This window comes from Kocuria sp. WRN011, assembly GCF_002295155.1.
Taxonomy (GTDB): domain Bacteria; phylum Actinomycetota; class Actinomycetes; order Actinomycetales; family Micrococcaceae; genus Kocuria; species Kocuria carniphila.
In genome coordinates this window covers 214603-238818 of sequence record NZ_NSGI01000003.1, presented here as the reverse complement: position 1 = coordinate 238818, position 24216 = coordinate 214603, and the positions used below count along the sequence as shown (strand labels likewise).

The following is a 24216-nucleotide window of genomic DNA, read 5'->3' as shown; positions in this document are numbered from 1 at the left end:
TGCGCGGCTGGAAACTACTGGAAGAACGTGCCGGTACGGTGTGAATATTCCGGGTGCTTACTGCACCGTTACTTCGCCGATGCGCAGGCCGTACTGATAGCCACCAATGGGATTGGTGAGCTGCGGCAACTGATCCCACACGACCAGAACATACTGATGCTCGCCGTCCTGCGCGGCCTGGTCGAGGGGCACGGTGATCTGCGGGCCCGTGAACGAACCGGTGCCCACCTGCTGCGCGCCGTCCATGGAGGGAGTGTCCGAGACGTACACGGTGAAGTTGCCACCCGTTCCGCTGGACTGGTCGATCGTGATCTCGGACAGCGGCGCGGGTTCCTCGAGTTCCACGGCCAGGCCCACGTAGTCGATCAGGTTGCCGAAGGCGGCGTTGGAGAAGCCGTAGCTGAGCCAGTAGGTGGACGGATTGTCGTCGATGGCTTGACTCAGGGTCGCGTCCGTGTCTGCCATGAAGTTGGGATCCGAGGTCACGCGCGTGACGTCCTGGGCCTGGGGTTCTACTTGATCATCGGCCGGTTCGCTTTCCTGGGGCGCCGACGTCGTTTGCTCGCCCTGCGGAGCCGGGTCCGAGTCATCGCCGCCGAACTGTCCCGTCAACGACCCCAGCGCCCGGAAGCCGAAGACCACCGCGGCCAACAGGACCAGGATCAGCAGGAGCAACAACAGGGCCCGCAGGGGGCCGTTGCGCTTCTTGCCGGGCGACTCGGGGTCGGCGGTGGCCTCGGCACCGTGACCGGCACCTGAACCACCAGCGGCTCCGGCCGCGGCCTCCGGGTAGTCGGCGTCAGCGGAGTCGGAGGTTGCGTGTCCGGCGCCTGTGGCGTCGCCCCGAGAAGAGGTACCGGTTCCAGAGGCATTCGTGGCTCCGGCCGCACCAACCGCTCCCGCAGCACCTGCCGCGCCCACGGCACCCGCACCGGCCGCGGCCGCGGCCGAGCCACCGCCCGAGCGAGCGGATCCGTCCTTACGGTGGTCATCGCGGTGGCCCTTGTGGTCGTCGGAGTACTCATCGACGGGCTCTTCCCCGCGCTCGATGGCTTCGTCCGTTGCGGCGACCCCCGCGGGGGTCGCGGCACCGGAGTGGCTCTGACCGGGGGTCTCGTCCTCGATCACCGGGTAGCCGGTGAGTCGTTCGGGTTTCCCCTCGTTGGCTTCGAAGCTTTCGTAGCGGTTGTCGCCGTCATAGGTGGGGTCGATCTTGCCTGCGGCGGCTGCGGAGGCACCCACAGCGGCACCGCTTCCTCCGGCTGCGGCGCGATCGAAGAGAGTGGAACGGGTGGACTCGGGGTCCACCTTGCGTGCCCGGCCCAGCTTGTTGCGCACCGAGGGCGCGGCGGGAGCGTTCTCGTAGGCCTCGTACTCGTCGTCGCTCCACTTGGTCACGGCGGGCTTCCGCGCGGCCTGGGCGTCGTCGCGCGGCCCAGTGGCATCGTTGGATGCGTTCGCACCGGTTCCTGCGGCGGGCACGGCCTGGTGCGGCTGCGTGGGGTCCGGTTCCTCGTAAACGTAGGGGGAAGCCGGCGCGGTGCGGGAATCGCCGAAGATGTCGTCCGACAGGGATTCGTCCTCGAGCTCGTTCTCCGCCACGAGCAGGGTGTCCAGTAGATCAGCGGCGGGCGCGTAGGAGGTCACCACATAGGTGGTGTCGTGGGTCTGTCCGAGATCGAGGATCTGGAAGCGGTCACTGCCCGAGCCCGAGGCAAGGGAGCGCGCATTGGCCACCATGAGCTGTTCGTGGTGGTCACCGGGCACCAGGATGGACACCCGGCGCCGCAGGATCTGGTCCTCACCCTGCAGGACGTGATCATCATCGGCGCTGGTCAGCAGCGACGCGGTGACCTGGTAGCGGCCTCCCAGAACAGTTCCGAGCGCAATGGGCTGGGACACAGCGAACTCCCTCGAGTTACGGCGCCCGGCACGGTTGGCGGGCACGACGACAAACTGTTGCGCAGTCTACCGGCCCAGGCGAGCCTTCAACGGGCCGATCAACGATCCGAACTCCTCGACCCGGAACACCTTCATGGCCAGCAGATACACCAGGCCCATAGCCACACCGCCCACCATGACGGAGAGGAACGCGGTGACCTGGTTCTGCCACGGGAATCCGCCCGTGTCGTAGCCGCCCATGAGCCACAGGGCGACGACGCCGCCCAGGCCGGCTACCAGCGAGGCCGCCAGGATCCGCGCGTGGGCACCCAGGATGCGAGCGACGTCGTAATCCCCGATGCGGCGCTTGAGCGCGAAGTGATAGAGGAGTGTGGCCAGGATGTTCTGGGCGGCGTAGCAACCGGCCACGGCGAAGACCATGTATTCGGGCGGCAGGGCGCGCGCAATGGCCACGGCCGCGATGACCGTAAAGATTGAGACGATGACCTGCACGATGAACGGCGTGCGGGCGTCCTCTTGTGCGTAGAAGGCGCGGCCGAGCATGAACGCGGTGGACATGAACGGTGCGCCGATCGCGATGACCGTGATGACCTGGCCGATTACGGCGCCGGCCGGGGCGATGCCACCGGAGAACATCATGCCCAGCGGGCCCGCGTACACGATGAGTGCGACCATGCAGAAGACCGTGGCCACGCTCGTGATGCGCATGCTGGAGGACAGCGAGGAGACCAGGCTGTCGCGGTCCTTGGCGTCCGCGGCGGCGGCCATCCGGTTGAACAGGACCGTGGCGATGGACAAGCCGATCACGCCGTGGGGCAGCGAGTAGAGGAGAGAGGCCTGGTTGAGGGCGGTGACACCGGCAATCTGCTCGGACACCCCGCCGGAGGGGTCTACGTTACGAGCACCGGTGGGGATCGCGGCGGTCCGGGTGAGGGCAAGGAACGCGAGGTTGGCGATGACGCCGGTGGCCAGCGTCCAGCCGCCCAGCTTGGCGGCGGTGGAGAGGCCGATGCCGCGCCAACCGAACTTGGGGCGCAGCCCCAGGCCCAGGCGCTTGAGCGGCCAGAAGAGGATGAGAGCCTGGGCGATCACGCCCACCGTGGACATGCCCACGAGCCAGAAGGTCTGGGCCGAGGTCCAGTTCTCCAGGGTGTGGGGCGTGCGCGCGAACGGACCGAACTGGTAGATGAACACCACCAGGCCTGCAATCGCAATAATGTTGTTGAGCACGGGAGCCCACATGTACGCACCGAAGGCACCCTTGGCGTTGAGCACCTGACCCACCACGGTGTAGAGGCCGTAGAAGAAGATCTGCGGGAACGTGATCAGGGCGAACGTGATGGCCATGGTCAACTGGCCTTCGGACCAGCCCGGGCCCATGATGCGGATGATGGGGATCGCGCACGCGACCACCACGGCGGTCACCCCGAGCAGTGCGAGTACGGCCAGGGTGATGAGCCGTGAGATGTAGTCCGCGCCGGCGTCGGGGTTCTTGGAGGCCTTGATGATCTGCGGAACCAGCACGGCGTTGAACACACCGCCGGCGATCAGCACATAGATAAGGTTGGGCAGGTTGTTGGCGAGTTCGAAGACGTCCGCCATGGTGGTCAGGGAGCCGATGGCCACCGTGATCAGCAGCGCCTTGGCGAAACCAAGAACCCGGGAGATCAGGGTTCCTGACGCCATGATGGCGCTGGAACGCGCACCGGATCTCTGCATGAAACAGGCCTTCCTGCACGGGGAATGGAACGGCAGTCACCGCGGAACGGATCCGCGGGCGCGATTACAACTGATGAATGATGTATTCCCGAGCGATGTCAGCAATGCGCCGCTCGTTGGGGAAGGACAGCTTACGGCCAAGATCGTCGATGCCGGACCACGCGACATCCACGGCCTCGTGATCCGGGTCGTTTTCCGTGGTCAGGAAGCCGCCGGTGGCTTCCAATAAGAAATGGTGCACGGTCTTGTGAACGCGGTGCCCGGAGACGGTGAACCAGTAGTCGATACTGCCCAGCGGAGAGAGTACGCGGCCCATGATGCCGGTTTCTTCCTCGATCTCGCGGACAGCTGCTTCTTGGTTGGTCTCATTGCCTTCAGGGTGACCCTTGGGGAGGCACCATTCCAGGCGACCACCGCGATTGATTCGAGCGATGATGGCCACCGGATGCGTGGGATCTTCGAGGTTCACCACAATGCCGCCGGCCGAGACTTCTTCCACCGTGGGCAGCGCGGAGACCGGTTGGTTCGGTCGCCTCTTGGGCGCGCTAGGGACGGGAAAAGCCATGCCTACTACCTTAGCCACATTCCCCGAGCACTCCCTGACCCGGGATTCGCTGGGCCAGGGAGCGGTGGAAGAAATGAGACAATTACGCCCATCATGACGCAGCTGTTCGATACCTCTTCTCTCCACCCCGTCTCCCTCGAGCTGGGGCGGCTTTTTGCCGACGCCGGATACGAGTTGTCTCTGGTGGGCGGGCCCGTACGGGATCTGTTCCTGGACCGGGACGCCCTGGACCTGGACTTCACCACCAACGCGACCCCGGACCAGACACTCGCGGTCATCAAGAAGTGGGCGGATGCGCACTGGGAGATCGGACGGGACTTCGGAACGATCGGCATGCGCAAGGCCGGCCTCCAGCTCGAGGTCACCACTTACCGTGCCGAGGCCTACGATCCGGATTCCCGCAAGCCCGTGGTCGCGTTCGGGGAAGACCTCACCGAGGATTTACGACGCCGCGACTTCACCGTCAACGCGATGGCCCTGCGGTTGCCGGATCTGGAGCTCGTGGATCCGTTCGGGGGCATCAAAGATCTGCATGCCGGTGTGCTGCGCACCCCGGGCACACCCGAGGACTCCTTCACGGACGATCCTCTGCGCATGATGCGTGCCGCCCGCTTCAGCTCGCAGTTGGGGCTGGAGGTGGCCGAACCTGTGCGCGAGGCCATGACGGCCATGGCGGAGCGGATCGAGATCGTCTCTGCGGAGCGGGTGCGCGAAGAACTGGTCAAGCTCGTGTGCGGTGCATATCCCCGTCGTGGCATAGAACTGATGACGGACACCGGTCTGGCACAGATCGTGCTCCCGGAGGTTCCCGCGCTCAAGCTCGAGACGGACGAGGCGCACCACCACAAGGACGTCTACCAGCATTCCCTCACGGTAATGGAACAGGCCGCGGAGAAGGAATCGGATGCGGACGGTCCAGTGCCCGGTCCGGACTTCGCCCTGCGCTTCGCCGCGCTCATGCACGATGTGGGCAAGCCGGCCACGCGCCGGTTCGAACCCAGCGGTGCCGTGAGCTTCCGCCACCACGAACTGGTGGGCGCCAAGCTCACGCGCAAACGGATGAAGGCCCTGCGCTTCGACAACGACACCATTAAGAAGGTCACGCGCCTGGTCGAACTACATATGCGTTTCTACGGATATGGCGAGGCGGGCTGGACCGACTCCGCCGTGCGTCGCTACGTGCGCGACGCCGGGGATCAGCTGGAACGCCTCCACCGACTGACCCGTTCGGACGTGACCACTCGCAATAAGCGCAAGGCCACGCGCCTGGCCAATGCCTATGACGACCTCGAACGGCGGATCGCCGAACTGCGCGAACAGGAACAGCTCGAGGCCGTGCGTCCCGAACTGGACGGTCAGCAGATCATGGAGATCCTGGGCATCGGCCCGGGCCCCGAGGTGGGTAGGGCGTACAAGTTCCTGCTCGAAATGCGCCTGGATGAAGGTGCCGTGGGTGAGGACGTCGCTCGCGAACGGCTCATCGAGTGGGCCAAGTCCAAGGGCATCGGCACGGTCTGACCGCACTACCTGCCGGGTAGCCACTGAACTGGTTCGGTGTTGCCAAGCTGTGCAGGTCTGTCCCGAGGGCCGGACGAGGCGTGCGAGAGGTCCGCGAGCGGCGTCGTAAATTGTGGGGCCGGATCGCGCCACAAGCGCCGAACCGGGCGGGGCCGTGGAAGACTAATGCCGTCCCTGTGTCCACCGGAGGAGTGCGTGCATGAGCATGGAAGGCGCCAAGAAGCGCGGCGGCGGTAATTCCGGCCTGCTGTTGCTCGGCCTGGGCCTCTACACGGTCATGATGGCGTACCTGCTGCGCGTGCCGTGCCGAGTGCCCAACTGGAACCTCGCGGAGGACGTTCCCGAACTGTGCGCCACGGTGATCGGCACCGGCGACATGGGCGTGCGTTCCACGGACGTGGCCAACGGCTTCTTCACCGGCGGGCCCACCGGGGATCAGCCCGTTCTGGTGGGCATGATCACCACCATCATCGGATGGTTCGCCTCCAACCTCTCCTCCCTGTTGGGCATCGACGTGGACCAGGGCATTTACCTGGACCTCTCCCTCATTCTCTTGGCGCTCGTGTGGCTCGCGATCGTGGCCGTGGTGTCCTCGCTCAGCGGCTCCCGGAAATCCGACGCCTTGGTCATGGCGCTGGCACCCGTGGTGGTGCTCGTGGGCTTCCAGACCTGGGACCTGTGGGCCGTGCTCTTCATGATGCTCGCCCTGCTCGGCTACGTGCGCGGTAACCCGGCGCTCGCGGGATTCATGGTGGGCTTCGGCGCGTCCGTGGCGTTCTTCCCCGTGGTCGTGCTGCTGGCCATCCTGATCATGGCCGCGCGTCACCGGTTCATCAAGGACTTCATCAGCGCGCTCATCTGCGCCGCCATCGCGTGGATCCTGATCAACGGCACCTACATGCTCACCGCGTGGGATCAATGGCGGGCGCAGTTCAACACCATCGTGGATTCCGATACAGAGCAGTCCTCGTTCTGGAACGTATGGAACAACAACATCGAACCGCGCACCGGGGTGGCCCTGGACGGCGGAAACGTGGGTCAGTACGTGCTGCTGACCATGGTGCTCGGTCTCGTGTTCGTGCTGCTCATCTCGCTGTTGAGCCGCCGGGAACCATCCGTGGTGCAGGTGATGTTCCTGCTGCTGGCCCTCTACGTGCTGCTCGCCAAGGACTACTCGCTCAACTACGTCGTGTGGTTGGTGCCGCTGGTGATCCTGTGCCGTCGCAACTGGATCGAGTTCGGCCTGTGGCAAGCGGTCGAAGTCCTCTACTGGGCGACCGTGGTGTTGCCGGCCGACGCCTGGCCCACCCTGCCGTGGGTCGAACAGTTCGGCTGGGCACCCCAGGACATCCTGGGGGTCATCCGCTACCTGTTCCTCATCTACTTCGTGGTGGCCGTGGTGATCGACATGTTCCGCGGACGCAAGGCGCTGGCCCTCGGGGTCTCGGCGCTCAAATGAACGAACTCGCGTGACCCTGCCGAGATGGCGGCTCGCAAGTGACCCGCGCGTTCCGTGGGATTATAAAGTAAACCTGTTTATTACTGTCCGTCGGAAAGAGTTATGAACAAGCCCTCAATCCAGTCGGTGGCCAATTGGCAGCCGCCGACCTGGCGATCACTGCGCAAGCCGCTGCTGCTGATCCTTGCGGGCGTGGTGATCGTAGTGCTGCTATGGAGCACGGTGATCAACTTCTTCCTGGTCTCGCGCGATCCGCAATCCCCCGTGGAGGCGTACCTCGGTCAGTTGGAACGCGGTAGTGCCCGGCAGGTGCTCGCCCCGCTCAGCATCGCCACCAGCGACCCCACGGTGCAGATCCTGCCCAACTCCGTGTATCGGAATTCTCACGACCGACCGGTGGGCCACGAGGTTGTTTCCGTGTCCGAACACGGGACCCAGGCGGACGTGGAGGTGGACGTGCGCATGGGCGACGGGCAGACCCACCGCGTGACCTACACGGTGGACCAGTTGGTCTCCACAGGATTCCTCAACGACACGTGGCAGCTCAATGACGTGGACGACGTGATGGTGGCCGTGAAACTCCCCGCTGCCGTGGACGCGCTGTCCGTCAACGGTCAGACCGTCCGGCCCGACGCCGCCGCGTTGCGCGCCGCCGATGACACCGCCGCCCGCACGTGGCAGTTCGAAGGCTTACCCGGCAGCTACAACGTGGCTATGCCGGATGACTCCTACCTGGTGGCCAGTAAACATGCCGTGGGGGGCATCAATATCAGTGACCCGCAGGCGCTGGCGCTCGAGCTGAGCTTCGGGCCGTCCCCGCGCATGTGGGAGACCGTGGACCGGGAAATCGGCGTGGTGCTCGGTGATTGCGAAAGTGGGCGTCGTCTGGATCTCGAGAAGTGCCCTGCGCCGAGCTCATGGGCCAAGGGCGCGGCGTCGGGATCGGAAACCGCGCAGCCGGATGCCCTGCCGGACGGTGTGACCGACGTGAAGTGGGAGCTGGAGAGGAGGCCCGCGCTGGTGCTGCAACCGGAGGACAACGATCCCCTGACGTTCCACGCCCAGCGCTACCGCCCCGCCGTGGCCAAGGTGACCTTCCGAGAAGACGGCCGCACCAAGACGGAACGTGTGGAGTTCGGTTTGGATGTCACCACGCGATCGACCGGGAACAACATCACCACCGATGTGCAATTGCACCGAGCGCTGACCGACACCGAACGGGCCTTCGACGCCTCGTAAACTTGAGGTAGTCGAAGAGGGAGTCACCGTGGCCCAAGAGCCGGAATACTACAAACCTCAACCGCTGCCCCCGCGCGACGGCGCTCGCGCCGGTGGGCACCAACCCAACGGCGGATATCGCCAGGGCGGTTTCCAACAGAACCCCGGAGCGTCCCAGTGGGGTCAACCCCGCCAGGGCCCGGCCGTGGTCAACGTGGTGGGCGGCAAGTCCGCCCTGTTGTCCTACGTGTTGTGGTTCTTCCTGGGCTGGTTGGGCGTGCACAAGTTCTACCTGCAGCAGCCGTTCCAGGGAATTTTCTACGTTCTCCTGTGGGCGATTGGTTGGTTCACCACCCCGATCATCATCGGCTGGTTCATCCTGGGCCTGTGGGGACTGCTCATGATCATCGACCTGTTCCTCATTCCGTTGCGGGTCGCCCAGCTCAATGCGCGGCTGGCCCGCCGCGTCAATGGCTACTGAGCCGCAGTTGTAGTAAACTCGGCAAGTCTGTGTGCCGTTCGATACGCGATCGGTACCGACAAACGCACAGAACCTCCTGCTGCGGAAGGACCGCAGCCGCTTAGCCCGAAGGAGGTGGGTTCTTTACATGCGTGAATACGAATTGATGGTGATCCTCAACCCCGAGGTCGAGGAGCGCGCCGTTGAGCCGACCCTCAAGAAGTTCCTCGAGGTAGTCACCAAGGAGAACGGCACCGTCGACAACGTCGACATCTGGGGCCGTCGTCGCTTGGCCTACGAGATCCAGAAGAAGGCCGAAGGCATCTACGCCGTTGTGAACTTCACCGCTGAGCCGCACACCGCTCAGGAACTGGACCGTGTCCTGGGCCTGAACGAAGCCGTGATGCGCACCAAGATCATCCGTCCTGAAGAACAGAAGATCGAAGCCAAGTGAGTTGACTGTGCGGTCCACCCGGACTGCACAGGGCGTCTCACCACGGCCCTGACGGGTCACCCCCGTGAGATGCTTCAGAACAACCCACTACGTCTCGCATCCAGCGTCCACAGATACCGGAGGTTCACATGGCTGGCGATACCGTCATTACAGTGATCGGCAATCTGACCGCCGACCCCGAACTGCGCTTCACTCCGTCCGGAGCCGCGGTGGCCAATTTCACGATTGCGTCCACCCCGCGTGCCTTCGATCGGCAGTCCAACGAGTGGAAGGATCAGGAAACCCTGTTCCTGCGCTGCTCGGTGTGGCGTGAAGCCGCGGAGAACGTGGCCGAGTCCCTGACCAAGGGCACTCGTGTGATCGTTCAAGGTCGGCTCAAGGCACGCTCTTACGAGACCAAGGAAGGGGAGCGTCGCACCAGCCAAGAACTGGAAGTCGACGAGATCGGCCCTTCCATGCGGTACGCAACCGCCAAGGTCAACCGGAACTCGCGCGGTGGCGGCCAGGGAGGCAACTCCTACGGCGGCAACCAGAGCTTCGGTAACTCCGGCGGCGGTGGCGGATTCGGAGGCGACTCCGGATTCGGTGGCGGCCAGCAGGGCGGCGGCTTTGGTGGAAACCAGGGCGGCAACTTTGGTGGCGCCGGTGGCGGCAACCAGCAAAGCGGTTTCAGCGGGGGTAACCCCAACGCCAGCCGCGGTGGTGGTCAGCAGCAGCGTCCGCAACAGGGCAACGATCCTTGGGGTCAGTCCTCCGGTGGTAATTACGACTGGGGTACCGATTCCGAAGACGAGCCCCCCTTCTAAACACACTTATCCAACCCATCCCGCAGGAATGCCTGCGGGCTCCGCATCCGAAAAGGAGCACCACGATGGCCAAGGCTGAAATTCGCAAGCCGAAACCAAAGCAGAACCCGCTCAAGGCGGCAGGCGTCACCGAGATCGATTACAAAGACGTCGCTCTGCTTCGCAAGTTCATCTCCGACCGCGGCAAGATCCGTGCACGCCGCGTGACCGGCGTGTCCGTTCAGGAGCAGCGCAAGATCGCTTTGGCGATCAAGAACGCTCGTGAAGTTGCTTTGCTGCCCTACTCCGGCGCCGGCCGCTGATCTGAGAGGACTGAGAATCTATGGCAAAGATCATTCTGACCCACGAAGTTTCCGGGCTGGGTTCAGCCGGTGACGTGGTTGACGTGAAGAACGGCTACGCCCGTAACTTCCTCTTCCCGCGCGGTTTTGCAACCCCCTGGAGCCGTGGCGCTGAAAAGCAGATCGAATCCATCAAGAACGCACGTGCCGCTCGTGACCTGGCTTCCCTCGAGGACGCTCAGGCTCTGGCTGCCAAGCTGACCTCCACCACCTTGACCGTTCCGGTCAAGTCCGGTGCTGAGGGCCGCTTGTTCGGCACCGTGCGCGCTGACGACGTTGCCAAGGCTGTTGAGGCCTCGGGTCTGGGCTCCATCGACAAGCGTCGTGTCGAGCTCACCCAGCGCATCAAGACCACCGGCGTGTACCAGGCCGTGGTTCGTCTGCACGAAGAGGTCAACGCGAACGTCGAGTTCGAGGTTGTCCCCGCCTGATTTCATCCCCTGGACATCCTTCGAGATGTCCGTGGAATGTGATTGAGAAGAACCCCGCAGGTCGCTGACCTGCGGGGTTCCTTTCTGTGCGTTTGCACGCTCTGACCAGCACTTATGACTTTCCCAAGTGTCACGACCGGACGAGCCAGGGGGTTACGTGTGATGATTCTCGGTATGGAGATCAAGGCACACAGGGGACTCACCGGGTCCCAGCTCTATTGGGTTGGACTGGGCTGCCTTGGCCTGGCCGTGGCCGCCTTTGCCGGGAGTTTTGCCATGGGCAATTCCCTGGACCCTCAGGGGGCCGTGTTCGTGCTGGTGATCGGGCTGGTCATCAGCATTATCGCGTCCATAATTGCCGCGGTATTGAGCATCGCCGGGCTGGTTGCTTTCCCCCTGCTCAGAGGGAGATTCATCATTGTATTGGTACTGTCGCTGGTGTTCTCGCCCCTGCTTTGGCTTGGGTTGATGGCCACCGTGCTCTAGTTATCCACAGATCCGTCCACAATCCGTGCACAAGTTCGCACGGCGTGTTCCACACGCTGTCCACAGGTTTTCCACAATCCGTGGACAGCGTGTGTCGTTAAGCCTGACGGATCATGCGGCTGTCGTCGCGAATCTGTCCCACGAGTTCCTCGAGCATGTCCTCCAGCGTCACGATGCCGTCCACGTGACCGTCCGCGGAAATCACGGCGCCCAGGTGGGCACCCGAGTTCTGCATGATGGTCAGCGCTTGCCGCAGCGGCATGTCCGCATTGATGCGGGGCAGTGCCCGCACCTGGGAGGCCTCGATGGGAAGGTCGCGAGCGGCGTCGTCCTCTTCGATCAGGTCCTTGATGTGGACGTAACCGGCCAGCGATCCGTCGCGGGCGAGCATCGGGAAGCGTGAGTAGCTGTCCGCGGCGATGATCTCGGCCTGGGCGGTGGTGACGCCCGAAGGCAGGCACGTCACCTTGCTCATGGGGATCAAGATGCCGTTGACGCTGCGTTCCTCGAAGGTCAGGGCGCCCAGGAGCAGACGCTCGTCGTTAGCTTCGAGCAGCCCGCCGTGGCGCGATTCGGCGACCAGGGCGGCCACTTCGTCGCGGGTGAAGACCGAGGTGACCTCGTTCTTGGGCTGCACGCGCATCATGCGCAGGATGAGGTTGCCGATTCCGTTCATGGCCCACAGCAGCGGGCGCAGCACGGTGACCACGCCCACCAGGATGGGACCGAGCACCAGCGCGCTGCGCTCGGGGGTCGCCAGTGCGATGTTCTTGGGAACCATCTCGCCGATCACCACGTGCAAATAGGTCACCATGGACAGCGCGATCGCGAACGCAATCGGGTGCTGTAGGGCCTCGGGTACGCCGATCGCGGCGAAAGGAACCTCGAGCAGGTTCGCGATGGCCGGTTCACTGATCGCGCCGAGCGCCAGGGTGCAGATGGTGATGCCCAGCTGCGCGCCGGCCATCATGAGGGAGACGTTCTCCATGGCCTTGAGGGTGACCTTGGCGGCCCACTTCCCCTCGAGTGCCTTGGGTTCGATCACGGTGCGGCGTGCGGAAATCAGGGCGAATTCCGCACCCACGAAGAATGCGTTGCCTGCCAGCAGCACCACGGTGAGCAGCAGTCCGGCGAGGTCGCTCATCGGTTCTCCTCCTGGTCGACGACGCCGCTTGGGGCCTCGTGGTGGTCGGTGGCCCTTGTTTCGTGCTCCCGGCTCTCGTGCTCGGCTTCATCCTCGGACGGCACCTCGCTCACGCGGGCGGTCAGCTCGGTGATGCGGTGCTCGTCCAGGGCAATGACCTCAAAAGTGATGAGCGAGGGATCCTCACCGGGATCCGGATCGGACTCGACCGTGACGGTGTCACCGACCTCGGCCAGGCGGCCCAGATCCAGGGTGATGAGGCCGGCCAGGGTCTCGTAGTCCTCGTGTTCGGGGACGGTGACACCCAGGTGTTCGCTGGCCTCGTCCGGTCGCAGGGCGGCGGAGAAGGTCCAGAGGTCGTCGTGCTGTTCGGCGTGTGGTTCGTCCTGGGGATCGTGCTCGTCGCGGACTTCGCCCACGAGTTCCTCCACGAGGTCCTCCAGGGTGACCAGGCCGGCGATGTCGCCGAACTCGTCCACGAGCAAGGTCATCTGCAGGGCACCGGTGCGCAGGACGTCCATGAGGTCGTCGAGTTCCACGGTGTCCGGGACAAAGCGCGCCTCGCCCATGATCTGATCCACGGTGACGGATTCACGCTGGGCGTAGGGCACAGCCAGTGCCTGACGCACGTGCACCTGACCCAGAACGTGCTCCTTGTCCTCGTGCAGCACAGGGAAACGGGAGAAGCCGGTGGCCTTGGATTCGCGCAGCAGATCGCGCACGGTGCTGTCCGGGGACAGGGTGACCATTTGACCGCGCGGGGTCATGGCGTCATGCGCGCGGCGGTCACCGAACGCGAATGAACGCTCGACGAGTTCCGCGGTCTGGGAGGCCAGTGCACCCTGATTGGCGGAGTGCCGGACCAGTCCGGCGAGCTCTTCGGGAGAGCGGGTCGAAGCCAGTTCCTCCTGAGGTTCCACACCCAATGCGCGTACGATCTTGTTCGCGTTGTTGTTGAACAACCGGATGGGCCAACCCAGCACCTTGGTGAAACCACGCTGGAATCCGACCACTGCCTTCGCGGTGGCCAGCGGTTTGGCGATCGCGAGGTTCTTGGGAACCAGCTCGCCGAAGATCATGGTCAAGCCGGTCGCCAGCACCAGGGCCAGCGTGATGGAGGTGGACCGGGCCGCGACGGGTGAGAGGCCGGCGTCTGTGAGCGGCCCCACGATGAGGGCGGCAATGGCGGGTTCTGCGAGGAAGCCAATGCCCAGGTTGGTCACCGTAATGCCCAGCTGCGCTCCGGAGAGCTGCGTGGACAGGGTCTTCATGCCCTTCAGCACGCCTTGGGAGCGGCGGTCGCCGGTCTTGGCGGCGGCTTCTACGTCATTGCGATTGACGGTGATGAGGGAGAACTCGGCGGCGACAAAGGCGCCACACGCTGCGATCAGCACGAGTCCGATGATGATGGAGACGACTTCCACTAGCTCCACCACCCCTGGCTACAACTCAGAAAACCGGGTCTTTTACAGGGGGCGTCGCTAGGGGCGCTCATGGTCTCCGTATCTTGGTGCGAGCGGCGCTCGGTGTGCCGCGAGGTATAAAACGGAACAAATCTACAGGCGGAACCCGTGAGTTTCCAGGGGGTGAGCGGCGTCGTACTCCCCAAGGGCGAACGCGTGTTATCCGTGTCGTGGCTCAGTGCGACAATGGAACGCAGTCTTTGAGGAATGGAAGTGAGTGAGGGTGTCGGAATACACGTCCGGATCGCGCGAGGAGTACGGGCGCTCGCTGCCGCACGACAACGTGGCGGAGCAGTCGGTGCTGGGCGGCATGCTGCTCTCCAAGGACGCCATTGCGGACGTGGTGGAAGTGCTCCGCGGCGTGGATTTCTACAAGCCGGCGCACGAATCCGTTTACGACGCCGTGATCTCCCTTTACGGGCGCGGCGAACCTGCCGATGCGATCACCGTGGGCGACGAGCTCACGAAGCGCGGTGAGATCGAGCGCATCGGTGGCGTGGCGTACCTGCACTCGCTGATCGCGTCTGTGCCGACCGCGGCCAACGCGGGTTTCTATGCGGAGATCGTGCGCGAACGTGCGGTGCTGCGGCGCCTGGTCGAGGCCGGCACCAAGATCGCGCAGCTGGGCTACTCGCAGGACGGCGAAGTCGATGACATCGTCAACGAGGCCCAGGGCGAGATCTATCAGGTCGCCGAGCGGCGCACGTCCGAGGACTACGTGGTGCTCAGCGAGGTCATGGAATCCGCCGTGGACGAGATCGAGGCGGCCGGTAACCGGGAGGGCATGCAGGGCGTGCCCACCGGCTTCATCGAACTGGACGAGCTGACGCACGGTTTCCAGGGCGGCCAGATGATAGTGATCGCGGCGCGACCTGCAATGGGTAAGTCGACGTTTGCGCTGGATATCGCGCGTTCTGCCTCGATCAAGCACAACATGACGTCCGTGATCTTCTCGTTGGAAATGAGCCGCAACGAGATCGCGATGCGTCTGCTGTCCGCAGAGGGCACACTGCAGATGCAGGACTTGCGCGCGGGCACCTTGCAGGACGAGCAGTGGGCCAAGATCGCGCAGATCATGGGCAAGATGGATTCAGCGCCGCTGTTCATTGACGATTCGCCCAATATGTCGCTCATGGAGATCCGCGCGAAGTGCCGGCGGTTGAAGCAGAAGCACGACCTGAAGCTTGTGGTGCTCGACTACCTGCAGCTCATGAGCTCCGGCAAGAAGGTCGAGTCCCGTCAGCAAGAGGTCTCCGAGTTCTCCCGTGCACTCAAGCTGCTCGCCAAGGAGCTCGAGGTTCCGGTCATCGCGCTGTCCCAGCTGAACCGTGGCTCCGAGCAGCGCACGGACAAGAAGCCGCAGGTGAGTGATCTGCGTGAGTCCGGTTGCCTGACCGGTGACACTCGGATTCTGCGCGCGGACACTGGCGCGGAGACGACCATGCGTGACCTGTACGAGTCGGGTGAGAAGGACGTTCCGGTGTGGGCGCTCGCGGACGACCTGCGCTACGTGCAGCGGCCCATGACACATGTGTTCTCGACGGGTGTGAAGCCTGTCTACCGCTTGCGTTTGGCCTCCGGTCGCGAGGTGCGGGCGACGGCGAACCACAAGTTCTTCACCTATTCGGGCTGGAGGGCTCTCGGCGATCTGGGCGTGGGGGATCGCTTGGGTATTCCGCGGCATGTGGGAGCGCCTACTTCTTCTATGGCCATGGGTGATGCTGAGGTGTCCGCCCTGGGTGCTCGGTTGGCTGGGCTGTCGACTGTGCCGGCGTCCGTGTTCGGGCTGCCCAAGGATCAGGTGCGGTTGCTGCTGAGCTCGGCATGGTCTTCTTCCGGTTCGGTTTCGGAGGCGGGTTCCGCAGAGTGCGGCGAGATTTCATTGACGACGACGACGTCGCGCGCGGCGGCCAACGCCGTGGCTCGCCTGTTGTTGCGTTTCGGGATCGTGGGGGCTGTTTCCTGTTCCAACGATTCTGCTGCTGCCTCTTCTGCCGTGTCGATCGACGAGTTCGAGGATCAGCTGATGTTCCTCGAGCAGATTCCTGTAAATGGCGAGTCTGCTGTGGCAGCGGCGCAGCTGCGCTCTGCTTTGCGGGCGGCGAAGGCCGAGAAAGCCGCGCCTGGCTCCAGCGGGATGTACAACGCGTGGGATGAAGTCCGTGGTCTTCTGGAAAACCGCGTATCGGTGGGCGATGATTCCTCTTTATCCGCTGTGGCTAACGGCGGGACGGTGACGATGACTCGACCGCCGCAATCTCGGCTTGAAGAGGTCATATCAGCGCTCGACACCCACGACCTGGACATGATGGCGATGAACGATCTGTATTGGGATCGCATCGTGTCCATCGAGGAGGACGGTGTCGAGGAAGTCTTCGATGCCACCGTGGTTGGCGCGCACAATTTCGTGGCCAATGGCGTGACCGTTCACAACTCGATCGAGCAGGACGCGGACATGGTCATTCTGCTGCACCGTGAGGACGTGTACGACAAGGAGTCACCGCGTGCCGGTGAGGCGGACGTGATCGTGGCGAAGCACCGTAACGGTCCCACCAAGACGATCGTGGTGGCGTTCCAGGGCCACTACTCGCGGTTCGCGAATATGGCGTTGGAGGGCTTCTAGGTTTAGGGCTCCGACTGTGGCGTGAGTTCGAAGGCCTGCGCGAGGAGCTCGTGCGAGCGGCGGCGGGCGCTTGGATCGGCGATCAGGTCTTGGATCATGAGCTCGTCCGCCCCGCTCTCTTCGACCATCTGCTCCAGCGTGGCGCGCACCTCGTCGGGACCGCCGGCGACGAACTTGGGCCACTGCCCGTCGGTGATCGTGACCGGCTCGTCCCTCTCTGCCTGGGTCATCTCCCGGGCGGCTTCTTCAGGGCTGGGCACCATGACCACCCCCGCGTTCCGGCCTGCTCGGCTCAACCGCGCGTAGAAGCCCTTGGGCGATCCTGCCAGGTGAAGACCGTCGGCATTGTTCTCGCCCACGGCCACATTGACCGCGAGGATGGCGCGAGGAGAGTCGAGCCCGAAATTTTGTGGTGTGAAGTTCTCACGGTACTGGCGCAATGCTGGAGCTGCGCTCCGAGGGTTGATGAACCCGGCAAAGGTGTAGCCGATGCCCAGTGCAGCCGCCAAGTTTGACCCGTTCGGACTGGACCCCAGCAACCAGGTCTGCGGAACTTCCGGAACGGTGGGCATGAGCGGATGGCCCGCAAAGGGATGACCCTCGGGGAATGATCCGTACAGCCAGGCCAGAGTTTCCAATATCTGCTGCTGATGATCGGCCTGCGCCGGGTGCTCACGGTTCTGTTGCAACGCGGCATCGATCACGGGGCCCGCGGTGGCACGCCCCATGCCCAGATCGATCCGGCCGGGCGCCATTGCTTCTAACTGCTTGAACATTTCCGCAATCTTGAACGGGCTGTAGTGATTCATCAACACCGCGCCAGAGCCCAGTCTGATGCGCGAGGTCACCGTGGCTGCCGCGGCGATCAGCAACTCGGGGTGATGCGATGCGCCGGACCGGCTCAAATGATGCTCGGCAAACCAGACCCGGTGGTACCCGAGCCGTTCAGCGTGTCGAGCGTTATCGAGGGAGTCGGCCAGGGCTTCTTTTTCCGAAGTTCCCGGAGCGACCGTACCGAGGTCAACGATAGAAAGTTTCAAGGGCGTAGCTCCTCGGCATCGGCGGCGGGTTCCACCGATGCTACGGGAGGTAGTTGGTCGGCCCAAGGGTGTTCTTTTATATGGCTGTCGCCAGCGTGGCCACGGGTAGGCAAGCCAACTGAATCGTCACCCGGGATTCCGGGTGCCCTCACCTCACACTTGGCCTGGATAGGCCTGCCTCCTAAAGCATCTCCCGTGCTAGCTTGGCGGCATGACTGGGGCGATCCATCAGCCGCATCCGGTCTTGCGGGACTACCTCGCTGGGCCGATGGTCGGCTATGACATCACCCTCAGCGCAGATCAGGTGCACCTTGGCGTCCCCAGGGCCACGGCCACGCTGATCATTGCTTTCGAGGACCCGCTCGACGTCGGCTGGTTCGGCGAGCGTGAGTCGCAGAAACTGTGGGCCTCGGCCTCCGGGCTGCACCTGTTTCCCGCACTGATCCGCACCCACGGTTTGCAACGCGGTATCCAATTGCAGCTGACACCGTTGGGCTGTCGTTCCCTCTTCGGGGCACCGTTAGCGGAACTGGCCGGTCACAGCGTAGATCTGGTCGAGCTGCCCCGCGGGCTTACGGAGTATGAATACGCCCGGATCGCCGAACAAACCGAATGGCCTCAGAGGTTCGCTGTTCTTGAATCGCTGCTTCTGAACCGTCTGGATGCGTTCTCGATGCCCGCCGACATCCGCCGCGCCTGGCGGTTGTTGTGTCACGGCTGTGGAGTAGCCCAAACCGCCGCCGACGTCGGGTGGTCGCGTCGGTATCTCAACACCAGAGTTCATAGCGAGATCGGTATTTCACCCAAGCAACTCAGTCGCCTGGCCCGGTTCTCGCGTGCACGAACGTTGGTCGGTGAAGGCAGCAGTCTCGCCGACGCCGCTTATGCCGCCGGCTTCGCCGATCAGTCCCACTTGTCGAGGGAGTGGCACGTGCTGGCAGGACAGTCTCCTACCAAGGAACAAGAGTTTCCATTTCTTCAAGACCTGCAGTACCCGGACACGGCAGCATGAAGTCATGACACACAACACGAAACCACAGCTGTTCCATTCACTGACCTTCGCCGACGCCGCTCGCGGCGCAGAGTTCTTGCGGGCCTTGGGGTTCGAAGAAGTAGTGGTGAACACCAACGACAACGATCCGAACATCGTCGAACACGCCCAATACCGATGGCGCGACAACGGCGGCGTGATGTTCGGATCGGTGCGCGAAGACAATCCGCACGCGCGCTCCGAGATGGTCGGACACGCCAAGTGCTACTTGGTGGTCGAGACCGACGCCGAGGTCGACGAAGTGTTCCACCGTGCGCTCGCCGCACACGGCACTGCCATCGCTGAGCCCACCAACCAGGACTACGGAGGCCGCTCGGCGACGATTGCAGATCCCGAAGGCAACCAATGGAGCATGGGGTCGTATCCGGGGGAGTGACGGCCGACCTCTGCGCTTAGCGGCGTCTCACTCAGTTGGGCTCTTCACGTTTTTATCTCGTGTAGAGACCGATCTTACGGATCATGCTGATCAACCGAGGAATTTCAAGACAAGGCCGATGACCATGCTGCCGCCGAAAAGGACGAGGAATACACCCGCGAATCTACTGATCCAGGGGAGGATGCGTTGCAGATAGCCGAGAGAATGCCTGGAGCCGAGGACGACAGCCACGAAAACATCCCAGACGAGGACGACGGCGAACATCCAGGCGCCGTAGAGCACTAAGGAAAGAGGCGTCGCGGTTGAAACTGCGGCGGCCAGGCTGACGTAGAACATTGCGTTCTTGGGGTTCAACAGTCCCGAGGCTAAGCCAAGTCCAAAGTTCCGGAGCCAAGTTCTGGATTTCACACCAGTACCTCGGTCCGGAGCGATCACGGGGTTCGACCTTAGGAAAGCGATGCCAATGAAAATTAGGAATATGCCGCCAGCCATTTGGATGGTGTCGAGGACTACCGGGTTCGAAATCAGTGCGACACCGACGAACGCGCCTGCGATGAAGACCCCGTTCGCGATGGCAATACCCAAGCAAGCTCCGGTGGCATTTCGCCAGCCATGGGTCAGCGCGGTGCGGACAATGAGGAAGAAATCTACCCCAGGAATCAGCAGCGCCAAGAAGTGTGCGACTGCGACGGCGGCGAATTGTTCCATCTCTCTCCTCATGCATGACGGTGATCCTGTCAAGCATCGAGGTTTGGTCGCGCCGGGTCTTGTACGTTCTTGCAGTCAGCCTTGGTAGGTGCCCGGCGACGCGGCGACATGAGCGCGGAAGACCCGGTGGAAATGACTCTGGTCTGTGAACCCCAAATCATGGGCGGTTTCCGTAATGGGTAAACCTTCGCGGAGCTTGTGACGACCTTGAGTTATGCGGGCGTTCTGACGCCATGCCAATGGCGAGAGTCCGGTGGTACGCCGTACTGCGCGAACAAGCTGGTACTTCGTCATACCGACCAATTTTGCTAGATCATCCAATGCTGGGTTCGAGTCGTCGTCGCGCAGCCTCACCATGACTGGTGCGAGGCGGGTTAGCAGCTCGGGGTCGGTTTTGCTCGTCGTGAGGTAAGCGGAGGAGGCTATATCAAGCCCCCCAAGTAGACTTTTGACCTGGGCTTCGATCTGTTCCCTGGTCTCATCGTTGTAGATAGCGGTGTTCAATGCGCTGACTCGGCGATGCAAGTCTGGGTGATGGAACACGTTGATTTCGGCGAGGAAATGACTGGCTTCTCGTCTCGGAGCGAGTGAGGCCGCCCATCTTTGATCCATATGGATCATTTGGTAGAGCCACTGACCCTCGTGAGGGTTGCATGCGTGAACCTGATTGGCGGGGATGACGATGACATTGCCGGTTTCTAGCTGGACGGGGTCGCTGGCGGGAGTGGTCAACACGGAGCTTCCCGCATCGATCACGCCGATCGATAAAACGTCGTGAGAGTGCGGCCGGTAGCAGGCGTTCTCTTGACATGACCGTCGGCCCTCGAGGTGAGGAAGCGCAGTGCTGCGGCAGAACTCCATCGTGTGGCTTCCTTCGTTCGCTTCCCCGTGTGGAGTGAGAATTATGTGAATAGCAAACTTAGTGATCCGAGCGAACGGAAGAGCTCAGTCAATGAACCCCACCGGCAGTGCCTCACCGGTAACCCGGCGCACGGTAGCAGCCGCTTGAGCGCCGAGCCCTCCGTAGAGTTCGATAATCCCCGCACAGGTCGCCTGCGCCTCTCGTGCCCGCTCAATGAGGGAACTTTCGTCAGCGACTCCGGCGGTCATAATGCCGTCGTGGTATTTGAGCGGGGTTGATTGCGCCGAACCGTAAAGGAATGCCCCGTCGCCCACCTTGCCATCTTCAAACGCCACCTTATAGGCGGCGACTTGTTCGAGTGATTCGTACCCGTACCGGTTCAAACGCACATTCGCGTTAGCGCCGACGGCAACAATTACTTTTGCGGCATCTTCGACACCGAGACCGCCGCACAGTTCGATGCGATCCGCGAGTAGGGCAGCCCGCTTCGCGGCATCGATGAGGCCTGTGAGGCTAACGCCTTCCACGGTGAGTCCGTCCTCTCGAACAATGACGCCCGTGTCTCCTTCGAACAACACATGCGTAGCCATGTTCGTAGAACAATGACAGTGGGTCTGCTATTTCAGCTTCCTGACCGATCACGAGTAGAACATGCCGTACAGGGACTAAACCTGCGGGCGCAACCACGTGAGGCTACTGATCTGGACCGGCTCGTCCGGGACTCCGGAGGCGCCGGAGTCATCGTGACTTCAGAAACCGAATGGTTCTCCGCAGAACCTACCGCCCCGTTCATCAGGCTCAATAGACTCGAGAAATGAGAACCCCACTCGGAAGTCTCAAAGCCACGACAGAACTTTTCGTGGAGCAGGCCCATCAGTTCTTGGAAACGACTCGTGCCCTCGACGACCTGGCTCTCTTGGATCCCTCCTTATGTAGAGGATGGAGCAGGCTCGAGCTGATCGTCCACGTCCGGATGGGGCTGGATGAAATGGCGACCGCTGTTCAGGCCAACTCCTCATGCCCCGTGAGTCACGACTACATCACCTACTGGTCTTCGTACGCGGATGATCTGGGTGAAGATCCCATCCCAGCCCTCATGTGGCTCCGACGGACGGCGTCGGCCTACGAACGCCCGTCCTCGTCGATGACGCACTTGGCAGACGCCGTCGACCGGGCATGCATGACCGTGGAGTCGTTGAACGATCAACCCGTGAAGTTCCAAGGTAAGACGTTGATGGCCGCCGATTTCGTGAACACGTGGATCGTTGAGCTCGCCATTCACCTACTGGATTTGAACATCGATGTCGCACCGGTCGGGGCCCACCTTGGCCGGAGCACCGTGGAGGCGCTGGCTGGTCAGGATCTGCCGGACTCGATGACTGACAAGCAAGCCCTACTGGTCGGTTTCGGCCGCGAACAACTACCCAAAGATATGGAACGAACCAAGTACTTTCCCGTTCAGTTGTGAGGCGGTCGCCTCCGGTAGCGAAGTCCGCAGAACGTAGCTACTCCACGGCTGGCAGCTCCAGTGAATAAACTCACCCCGCGGGCCCAAAATCCCCGCCATGACGGGCATTACACCGGCCCTCCGCCACTAGCATCATTGGCAGCAGCCCGAGTTCTGTGGTTAGGGTGACCGCATGCTTTCAACTGAACAGGCGGCTTATAAACTCGCCTTCTTGATCGCGGACGCTTTGATCCGAAGCGGCTCGGGATCTGCCAGCACCACCAAATCTCTCCTGTCCATCTTCCAAAAGACCGAGATGCCCAATGTGACCGTCAGCGTCAGCCTGGGCCAGGTCACAATCAGTCATCAGGAAGAGCCCGACGACGCGCCCAGCACCCGGATACTCGAATCCGAACCGGGCACGCTGGATATTGGCCTGCGCACCGAGACCGGTGAGGTCCTCGAAGCGTTCGTGCTCAATCAGCTCACCATCGAGGAAGCCATCCGCGAGATGGAAGAAGTCACGGCCAAGTCGCGTGTCGTCGGGCACCGGCTGACTGCCACGGGCTTCACGATGTTCGGTGTCGGCTTCTCCTTGATCCTTGGCGGCGGACTGGTCACGACTATCAGCGCCGCCTTCATCGCGGCGGCCGTGTACACCGTCTACGCCTTGGTTGTACGCACTCAGGCACCCATGATCTTCAGCCTCGCCGCGGGCGGTTTCACCGCGGTTATCGGCGCGTGCATTTCCGGACTTTTCTTTTCGACGTCGCAGCCTGCGGTCTGCATCGTCGCCTCCCTTGCTGCCTGGTTGGCGGGCATCGCCGCCTACGGCGCGGTGCACGATGTCATCACCGGCTGGTACCTCTCGGCCTCGGGCCGGATCCTTGACGTGCTCACCAGTACCGCCGGCCTGGTCGCCGGTGTGACTCTGGGTATCCACTTGATGCAGCCGATCTTCGGTGAGGACATGAACTTCATCGAGACGCTCGAGATGGATGACACCCGCTGGGGCCTCTCAGTGCTCGGCGCCACGTTGGTATCGGCGGGCTTCGCGCTCGCCTCCGGTGGTCGCGGGTGGAAGCTCGGTGCCTTGGGCCTGTTCGGCGGGGTGGTGATGCTCCTTATGCTTTCCCTTTCTACCGCGGGCATCAGTTCCTTCGCAGCAATCTTGGTCGCGTCAATCGCAGCGGGTGCCGTGTGTGTGGTGCTCACGCGTGCGCTCAACATGGCCTCCAACGCTTCACTGATGGTCGTCCTCTTACCGTTGTTCCCTGGCATGTTGGTCTACCAGGGCGTGCTGGGCACGATCTTCGGTATGGACGGCGCTAATGATTCGTTGTTGGAAGCCTCCATTACCGCGTTCTGCCTGTCCATGGGCGGCATCTTGGGTCAGTACCTCGCCTCCGAGGCGCTGTGGGCGAGCCGCCGTAAGCAGTTCACCCACAAGCACCCGGACCGCGCCTTCCGCAAGGAGATGGCCGACGAGGAGAATTTCAGCGACATCATGGTCCCGATCTTCTCCAAGCCGTTCACCCAGTAACTCCAGCGGCACCGACGGCTGGGGTTACTTCCCCATGCCGTCGCCCACGCGCTGGATCAGACCCCTGATATTGGTGAGAGTCCTGTCCACGCGATCGCCGAGCGACATGGTCTCCTCCATCTGACGGATGCCCTCGGGCTTCCTTTTTCCGCGCGTGTAGTCGCTGCATGCAAGGTCGGAACAGAGGTAGGTCCCCACAGTGTTGTAGCGATCCTTGGCGGATTTCGAGCGCTGGATCGATACCAGGGAGACTCCGCTACCGGGGTGCAGGGTCAGGCAGATCTGGCACATGCGTGCGCCACCTTTGCCCTTATGAGGGTTTTTCTCCAGGACCAACCCGCGCAAACCATTCTCGGTCTCGGCAACTACATATCCAGTGCGTGGGGATTTCGGGTCGATCCAGCTGAGGAAGATCTGGGATTCCCAGTCGATGCTGAACAGGTCCTGCGGAATGTTGATGCGCTGTGAAGCGCCCTTGGAGCAATTGATGAAGCTTTTGCGGATCTCGGATTCGGTGTGTGAATGCATGGTTGAAAGCTTTCGGTTTACTCTGCCCGCGCGCCTCACCACTGAGAAGGCATGTTTAAGAACCCGGACCTT

Annotated in this window: 24 protein-coding genes; 14 read left to right on the top strand and 10 right to left on the bottom strand. The window is 62.8% G+C overall.

The features are described 5' to 3' along the window. Positions 1 to 57: 57 nt before the first annotated feature. From CKW39_RS15415 to CKW39_RS05780, 3 genes are all read right to left on the bottom strand, one after another. Complete coding sequence (locus CKW39_RS15415) at positions 58 to 1947, bottom strand: hypothetical protein (RefSeq protein WP_158222916.1); 1890 nt, start codon at positions 1945 to 1947, stop codon at positions 58 to 60. 21 nt (positions 1948 to 1968) lie between these two features. Further along, positions 1969 to 3621, bottom strand: coding sequence for a murein biosynthesis integral membrane protein MurJ (gene murJ, locus CKW39_RS05785; RefSeq protein ID WP_095797192.1), 1653 nt, complete (start codon positions 3619 to 3621; stop codon positions 1969 to 1971). Positions 3622 to 3685: 64 nt separating this feature from the next. Beyond that, positions 3686 to 4186 carry an NUDIX hydrolase gene (locus CKW39_RS05780; protein ID WP_095797191.1) on the bottom strand — a complete coding sequence of 167 codons (501 nt, stop codon included), beginning with the start codon at positions 4184 to 4186 and terminating at the stop codon, positions 3686 to 3688. Positions 4187 to 4279: 93 nt separating this feature from the next. Here CKW39_RS05780 and CKW39_RS05775 point away from each other — a divergent pair, with 93 nt between their 5' ends. The 9 genes from CKW39_RS05775 to CKW39_RS05735 all read left to right on the top strand — a co-directional run bounded on the left by CKW39_RS05775 (position 4280) and on the right by CKW39_RS05735 (position 11359). Then, the gene (locus tag CKW39_RS05775; protein WP_095797190.1) at positions 4280 to 5704 is read left to right on the top strand and encodes a CCA tRNA nucleotidyltransferase; all 1425 of its coding nucleotides are present in this window, start codon (positions 4280 to 4282) and stop codon (positions 5702 to 5704) included. Positions 5705 to 5903: 199 nt separating this feature from the next. Continuing rightward, on the top strand, positions 5904 to 7163 hold the full coding sequence (locus CKW39_RS05770; RefSeq protein WP_095797189.1) for a glycosyltransferase 87 family protein: 1260 nt from the start codon (positions 5904 to 5906) through the stop codon (positions 7161 to 7163). 102 nt (positions 7164 to 7265) lie between these two features. Further along, entirely contained in the window at positions 7266 to 8402 is a 1137-nt protein-coding gene (locus CKW39_RS05765; protein WP_095797188.1) for a hypothetical protein, read from the top strand. 28 nt (positions 8403 to 8430) lie between these two features. Further along, positions 8431 to 8862 carry a TM2 domain-containing protein gene (locus tag CKW39_RS05760; RefSeq protein WP_095797187.1) on the top strand — a complete coding sequence of 144 codons (432 nt, stop codon included), beginning with the start codon at positions 8431 to 8433 and terminating at the stop codon, positions 8860 to 8862. 127 nt (positions 8863 to 8989) lie between these two features. After that, a complete protein-coding gene (gene rpsF, locus CKW39_RS05755; protein ID WP_095797186.1) occupies positions 8990 to 9295 on the top strand; it encodes a 30S ribosomal protein S6 in 306 nt (101 codons plus the stop codon). A gap of 128 nt (positions 9296 to 9423) precedes the next feature. Further along, positions 9424 to 10101 carry a single-stranded DNA-binding protein gene (locus tag CKW39_RS05750; RefSeq protein WP_095797185.1) on the top strand — a complete coding sequence of 226 codons (678 nt, stop codon included), beginning with the start codon at positions 9424 to 9426 and terminating at the stop codon, positions 10099 to 10101. Between the two features lie 65 nt (positions 10102 to 10166). Next, a complete protein-coding gene (gene rpsR / locus CKW39_RS05745; RefSeq protein WP_016998183.1) occupies positions 10167 to 10403 on the top strand; it encodes a 30S ribosomal protein S18 in 237 nt (78 codons plus the stop codon). 20 nt (positions 10404 to 10423) lie between these two features. After that, a complete protein-coding gene (gene rplI, locus CKW39_RS05740; protein ID WP_095797184.1) occupies positions 10424 to 10873 on the top strand; it encodes a 50S ribosomal protein L9 in 450 nt (149 codons plus the stop codon). Between the two features lie 174 nt (positions 10874 to 11047). Beyond that, entirely contained in the window at positions 11048 to 11359 is a 312-nt protein-coding gene (locus CKW39_RS05735) for a hypothetical protein (protein ID WP_254049293.1), read from the top strand. Positions 11360 to 11456: 97 nt separating this feature from the next. Here CKW39_RS05735 and CKW39_RS05730 read toward each other — a convergent pair whose 3' ends face one another. Together CKW39_RS05730 and CKW39_RS05725 are read right to left on the bottom strand one after the other, a co-directional pair. Continuing rightward, a complete protein-coding gene (locus CKW39_RS05730; RefSeq protein ID WP_095797182.1) occupies positions 11457 to 12503 on the bottom strand; it encodes a hemolysin family protein in 1047 nt (348 codons plus the stop codon). Further along, complete coding sequence (locus CKW39_RS05725) at positions 12500 to 13936, bottom strand: hemolysin family protein (RefSeq protein ID WP_095797299.1); 1437 nt, start codon at positions 13934 to 13936, stop codon at positions 12500 to 12502. The genes CKW39_RS05730 and CKW39_RS05725 overlap by 4 nt, the downstream gene beginning before the upstream one ends. A 253-nt stretch (positions 13937 to 14189) precedes the next feature. On the opposite strand from CKW39_RS05725, the gene dnaB reads away from it, so the two are divergent. Then, entirely contained in the window at positions 14190 to 16589 is a 2400-nt protein-coding gene (gene dnaB / locus CKW39_RS05720) for a replicative DNA helicase (RefSeq protein ID WP_095797181.1), read from the top strand. Positions 16590 to 16591: 2 nt separating this feature from the next. Here the strand turns inward: dnaB and CKW39_RS05715 are convergent, their stop codons facing one another. Beyond that, positions 16592 to 17629 carry an MsnO8 family LLM class oxidoreductase gene (locus tag CKW39_RS05715; protein WP_095797180.1) on the bottom strand — a complete coding sequence of 346 codons (1038 nt, stop codon included), beginning with the start codon at positions 17627 to 17629 and terminating at the stop codon, positions 16592 to 16594. 211 nt (positions 17630 to 17840) lie between these two features. On the opposite strand from CKW39_RS05715, the gene CKW39_RS05710 reads away from it, so the two are divergent. Both CKW39_RS05710 and CKW39_RS05705 read left to right on the top strand, forming a co-directional pair. Further along, on the top strand, positions 17841 to 18641 hold the full coding sequence (locus CKW39_RS05710) for an AraC family transcriptional regulator (protein ID WP_095797179.1): 801 nt from the start codon (positions 17841 to 17843) through the stop codon (positions 18639 to 18641). Positions 18642 to 18645: 4 nt separating this feature from the next. Further along, positions 18646 to 19056 (top strand): VOC family protein, encoded by a 411-nt coding sequence (locus tag CKW39_RS05705; protein WP_095797178.1) that lies wholly within the window; start codon positions 18646 to 18648, stop codon positions 19054 to 19056. A 90-nt stretch (positions 19057 to 19146) separates the two neighbouring features. On the opposite strand, the gene CKW39_RS05700 is transcribed toward CKW39_RS05705, so the two are convergent. From CKW39_RS05700 to CKW39_RS05690, 3 genes are all read right to left on the bottom strand, one after another. Beyond that, positions 19147 to 19764, bottom strand: coding sequence for a LysE family translocator (locus CKW39_RS05700; RefSeq protein WP_095797177.1), 618 nt, complete (start codon positions 19762 to 19764; stop codon positions 19147 to 19149). 75 nt (positions 19765 to 19839) lie between these two features. Beyond that, positions 19840 to 20625 carry an AraC family transcriptional regulator gene (locus tag CKW39_RS05695; protein WP_095797176.1) on the bottom strand — a complete coding sequence of 262 codons (786 nt, stop codon included), beginning with the start codon at positions 20623 to 20625 and terminating at the stop codon, positions 19840 to 19842. A gap of 84 nt (positions 20626 to 20709) precedes the next feature. Then, positions 20710 to 21216 (bottom strand): DUF6506 family protein, encoded by a 507-nt coding sequence (locus tag CKW39_RS05690; RefSeq protein WP_095797175.1) that lies wholly within the window; start codon positions 21214 to 21216, stop codon positions 20710 to 20712. A 224-nt stretch (positions 21217 to 21440) separates the two neighbouring features. On the opposite strand from CKW39_RS05690, the gene CKW39_RS05685 reads away from it, so the two are divergent. Together CKW39_RS05685 and CKW39_RS05680 are read left to right on the top strand one after the other, a co-directional pair. Further along, positions 21441 to 22094: a maleylpyruvate isomerase N-terminal domain-containing protein gene (locus tag CKW39_RS05685; RefSeq protein WP_095797174.1), complete on the top strand. Its 654-nt coding sequence runs from the start codon at positions 21441 to 21443 to the stop codon at positions 22092 to 22094. Between the two features lie 172 nt (positions 22095 to 22266). After that, positions 22267 to 23616 carry a threonine/serine exporter ThrE family protein gene (locus tag CKW39_RS05680; protein ID WP_173674286.1) on the top strand — a complete coding sequence of 450 codons (1350 nt, stop codon included), beginning with the start codon at positions 22267 to 22269 and terminating at the stop codon, positions 23614 to 23616. A gap of 24 nt (positions 23617 to 23640) precedes the next feature. Here the strand turns inward: CKW39_RS05680 and CKW39_RS05675 are convergent, their stop codons facing one another. After that, complete coding sequence (locus CKW39_RS05675) at positions 23641 to 24144, bottom strand: FBP domain-containing protein (RefSeq protein ID WP_095797173.1); 504 nt, start codon at positions 24142 to 24144, stop codon at positions 23641 to 23643. Positions 24145 to 24216: the final 72 nt, after the last annotated feature.

What these genes read in the sequence shown, in the direction of transcription:
- murJ (WP_095797192.1), bottom strand. Translation starts at nt 3,621, where the DNA reads ATGCAGAGATCCGGTGCGCGTTCCAGCGCCATCATGGCGTCAGGAACC.
- CKW39_RS05780 (WP_095797191.1), bottom strand. Translation starts at nt 4,186, where the DNA reads ATGGCTTTTCCCGTCCCTAGCGCGCCCAAGAGGCGACCGAACCAACCG.
- CKW39_RS05775 (WP_095797190.1), top strand. Translation starts at nt 4,280, where the DNA reads ATGACGCAGCTGTTCGATACCTCTTCTCTCCACCCCGTCTCCCTCGAG.
- CKW39_RS05770 (WP_095797189.1), top strand. Translation starts at nt 5,904, where the DNA reads ATGAGCATGGAAGGCGCCAAGAAGCGCGGCGGCGGTAATTCCGGCCTG.
- CKW39_RS05765 (WP_095797188.1), top strand. Translation starts at nt 7,266, where the DNA reads ATGAACAAGCCCTCAATCCAGTCGGTGGCCAATTGGCAGCCGCCGACC.
- rpsF (WP_095797186.1), top strand. Translation starts at nt 8,990, where the DNA reads ATGCGTGAATACGAATTGATGGTGATCCTCAACCCCGAGGTCGAGGAG.
- CKW39_RS05750 (WP_095797185.1), top strand. Translation starts at nt 9,424, where the DNA reads ATGGCTGGCGATACCGTCATTACAGTGATCGGCAATCTGACCGCCGAC.
- rpsR (WP_016998183.1), top strand. Translation starts at nt 10,167, where the DNA reads ATGGCCAAGGCTGAAATTCGCAAGCCGAAACCAAAGCAGAACCCGCTC.
- rplI (WP_095797184.1), top strand. Translation starts at nt 10,424, where the DNA reads ATGGCAAAGATCATTCTGACCCACGAAGTTTCCGGGCTGGGTTCAGCC.
- CKW39_RS05735 (WP_254049293.1), top strand. Translation starts at nt 11,048, where the DNA reads ATGGAGATCAAGGCACACAGGGGACTCACCGGGTCCCAGCTCTATTGG.
- CKW39_RS05730 (WP_095797182.1), bottom strand. Translation starts at nt 12,503, where the DNA reads ATGAGCGACCTCGCCGGACTGCTGCTCACCGTGGTGCTGCTGGCAGGC.
- CKW39_RS05710 (WP_095797179.1), top strand. Translation starts at nt 17,841, where the DNA reads ATGACTGGGGCGATCCATCAGCCGCATCCGGTCTTGCGGGACTACCTC.
- CKW39_RS05705 (WP_095797178.1), top strand. Translation starts at nt 18,646, where the DNA reads ATGACACACAACACGAAACCACAGCTGTTCCATTCACTGACCTTCGCC.
- CKW39_RS05700 (WP_095797177.1), bottom strand. Translation starts at nt 19,764, where the DNA reads ATGGAACAATTCGCCGCCGTCGCAGTCGCACACTTCTTGGCGCTGCTG.
- CKW39_RS05695 (WP_095797176.1), bottom strand. Translation starts at nt 20,625, where the DNA reads ATGGAGTTCTGCCGCAGCACTGCGCTTCCTCACCTCGAGGGCCGACGG.
- CKW39_RS05690 (WP_095797175.1), bottom strand. Translation starts at nt 21,216, where the DNA reads ATGGCTACGCATGTGTTGTTCGAAGGAGACACGGGCGTCATTGTTCGA.
- CKW39_RS05685 (WP_095797174.1), top strand. Translation starts at nt 21,441, where the DNA reads ATGAGAACCCCACTCGGAAGTCTCAAAGCCACGACAGAACTTTTCGTG.
- CKW39_RS05680 (WP_173674286.1), top strand. Translation starts at nt 22,267, where the DNA reads ATGCTTTCAACTGAACAGGCGGCTTATAAACTCGCCTTCTTGATCGCG.
- CKW39_RS05675 (WP_095797173.1), bottom strand. Translation starts at nt 24,144, where the DNA reads ATGCATTCACACACCGAATCCGAGATCCGCAAAAGCTTCATCAATTGC.